This window comes from Halomonas sp. AOP13-D3-9 (assembly GCF_052379125.1).
In the GTDB taxonomy this organism is placed as follows: Bacteria; Pseudomonadota; Gammaproteobacteria; order Pseudomonadales; family Halomonadaceae; genus Vreelandella.
The window spans coordinates 1-2,393 of the sequence record NZ_JBQSYH010000047.1; the positions used below are offsets into that span (position 1 = coordinate 1).

The 2,393-nt window shown below is 58.7% G+C and carries 2 protein-coding genes; both read left to right on the plus strand.

The genetic code is table 11. The annotated features are described in order from the left end of the window. Positions 1-92 precede the first annotated feature (92 nt). Positions 93-1,580, plus strand: coding sequence for an IS21 family transposase (istA, locus tag ACT3UM_RS24115; protein WP_498902543.1), 1,488 nt, complete (start codon positions 93-95; stop codon positions 1,578-1,580). Beyond that, a complete protein-coding gene (gene istB / locus ACT3UM_RS24120; protein WP_498902545.1) occupies positions 1,577-2,332 on the plus strand; it encodes an IS21-like element helper ATPase IstB in 756 nt (251 codons plus the stop codon). The genes istA and istB overlap by 4 nt, the downstream gene beginning before the upstream one ends. Positions 2,333-2,393 lie beyond the last annotated feature (61 nt).

Below are 2,393 nucleotides of genomic sequence, written 5' to 3' on the forward strand. Positions count from 1 at the left end.
TATAGAGCGACAATTAACTTGGCCGGTCCAGCGACAACTATCTTGGCCGGTTGATCTGATAAGGTTTGGCACAGCAGAACGGAGGGTTCGCTGTGTCGGGCAAAGCCATTACAGAGCAACAGGCCAAGTTATATATGGAACATCGCAAAGCACAGCTCCAGACCGTCGCCGCCGCCAAAGCAGGGATTTCTGAACGAACCGCGCGCCGGATCGACCATCACCAGCACAACAAGCGTCAGCGAGACTGGCGTACCCGCAAAGACCCCCTTGAACCCATTTGGGAGAGCATTGTGCTCCCCCTGATCCAGGGCAACGCCGACATTACCCCGGTGGGGCTGTTCGATCATCTATGCGAGTACCACAGTGATCTGTTTGACCCCAAAACCCGGCGCACGCTTGAACGGCGCATCCAGCACTGGCGGCAGTTGCACGGCCCGGGCAAAGAGGTGATGTTCACCCAGACTCACGCCCTGGCCGCCTTGGGCATCGCCGACTTTACCTGGATCACCGACCCCGTCTTCATCGCCGGGGAGCCTATCCGGCACCGGTTGTTCCACTATCGTCTCGTGGCCAGTGGCTGGGCGTATGCTCAGGTGGTGTACGGCGGCGAGAGCTTCTCCGCCCTCGCCGATGGGTTGCAGAAGGCCTTTCGGGCCAGCGGCGGCATTCCCTATGAACTGCGCACCGACAGTCTCAGTGCCGCCTACAAGAACCGGACCGAGCAGGACGATTTTACCGAACGCTTCGAGGCGCTGTGCCTGCATTATGGGCTGAAGCCAACACGCAACAACCGAGGAGTCGCCCATGAGAACGGCGCTATCGAGTCGCCGAACAACCACCTCAAGCAGCAGCTCAAGCAAGCTTTGCTGATGCGGGGTAACGCCCACTTTACCAGCAGGAAGGCCTATCAGGCCTTCGTACAGTCGGTGGTCGACCGTCGTAACCGTCGTGTTGCCACGGCGTGGCAGGATGAGCAGCGACAACTACAACCGTTACCGGTCTACGACAGCGTCAACTACACCCAGCACTGTGTGCGGGTCAGTCGTACCAGCTCCATCTCGTTGAAGCGTGTCGTCTACAGCGTACCTTCCCGGCTGGTCGGCAGTCAGTTGATGGTGCACCTCTTTGATGATCGGCTTGAGCTGTGGTGCAGCGGGGTCCATACCCTGACCCTGGATCGCATCCACGCCCACAAGCAGGAGCGGTTACGGAGCGTCAATTACCGGCACATCATTGAGTCTCTGGTGAAGAAGCCGCGTGCCTTTCGACACTCCCAATGGCGGGAGGATCTGCTTCCCAGCGAGGACTACCGAAGCATCTGGGCTCATGTCGATCAACACCTCGGGGCTGATGACGCCAGCCACTACATAGTGCGGCTGCTGCATCTGGCCAAGAAGGGTGACTGTGAAGCCGCCCTGGGGCGCTATGTCATCGCGGGCCTTGAACGGCAGGACTTACCCACCCTCAAGCGCTGCGAAGACCGCTTCCTGGATGACTATGATGCGATCCCTCATGTGGTTGTACGGCAACATGCCCTGAGCGACTACCAGGCACTGTTGTCCGGTGGGAGGCCGTCATGAGCCACCATACCGCCTCCTTGCCGCTGATGCTCAAAGCCCTGCGGCTGGGCACCATGCAGAAACACTGGCAAGTGCTGGCCGACAAGGCGGTTGCGGATCAATGGCGACCGGAACAGTACTTGAGTGAGCTGTGTTCAGAAGAGCTGGCTTCGCGGGAGAACAACCGCCTTCACCGCTACCTGAAGGAAGCCACAATGCCACCGGGCAAACAGCTGGGCGCGTTCGACTTCAAGGCTGTCAGCGGCGTGAACCAGCCCCAGGTGCTGCAACTGATCCAAAGTCGGGACTGGGTCAAACGTGGCGAGAACATCCTGCTGTTCGGCGCCAGTGGCATCGGTAAGACCCATCTGGCCTGTGCCATCGCTTACGGCCTGGTCGATGCGGGGGTTCGCGTGAAGTTCATGCCGGCCATTGAGTTGGTACAAACGCTGCAGCGAGCCAAGGCCGAGTTGAAGTTAACCGAGGCCCTGATCCGACTGGATAAGTTCGGTGTGCTGATCGTGGATGACCTTGGGTACGTGCGCAAGACTGAACAGGAAAGCAGTGTACTGTTCGAGCTGATCGCCCACCGGTACGAGCGACACAGCCTGATCATTACTTCCAATCAATCCTTTGAGGACTGGGACCAGTTGTTCGACGATACCGTCATGACGGTCGCCGCCATTGATCGGCTGGTACACCATGCCACGATCATCCAGTGTGAGGGTGATAGTTATCGAAGGAAGCAGTCTGCCGAAAAGCAGGCGTTATAGGTTCAGATCAACCGGCCAAGTTAATTGTCGCTGGACCGGCCAAGATAGTTGACGCGCTACA

What these genes read in the sequence shown, in the direction of transcription:
- istB (WP_498902545.1), top strand. Translation starts at nt 1,577, where the DNA reads ATGAGCCACCATACCGCCTCCTTGCCGCTGATGCTCAAAGCCCTGCGG.